The sequence below is a fragment of the Idiomarina sp. Sol25 genome, assembly GCF_033052775.1.
Classification (GTDB): domain Bacteria; phylum Pseudomonadota; class Gammaproteobacteria; order Enterobacterales; family Alteromonadaceae; genus Idiomarina.
This window is the reverse complement of record NZ_JAUPEW010000108.1, coordinates 1-275: the sequence shown is the minus strand read 5'-3', so window position 1 is coordinate 275 and position 275 is coordinate 1. Positions and strand designations below refer to the sequence as shown.

The following is a 275-nucleotide window of genomic DNA, read 5'->3' as shown; positions in this document are numbered from 1 at the left end:
GCCACACACACGCCTGCGCTGCTCCGGGCCTGATCGCCCTGATGATCGCCCCGCCCCGCGGGTCCGCGCGGCCTTTCGACTAGATCTCCGGTTCAGGATTGTCGAGGCCTTTTGTCGGAACATAAGTGTCCGCACCATACTGCCGCGCAGCGAGGGCGGCCTCCATCTTGGCGATTTGTTTCTCACGATCAGCGACCTGCTTGTCAAACCAATCCTTCTTTGCGGGCAGCAGATGTTTCGGATCTGCCTTGAACACTGCAAGATGTGCTTTGGCC

At 60.0% G+C, this 275-nt stretch carries 1 protein-coding gene; it reads right to left on the bottom strand.

The features are described 5' to 3' along the window. Positions 1 to 79: 79 nt before the first annotated feature. Positions 80 to 275 (bottom strand): hypothetical protein (locus Q5L94_RS13665; RefSeq protein ID WP_317498902.1); only part of this gene is annotated, 196 nt, incomplete at its 5' end.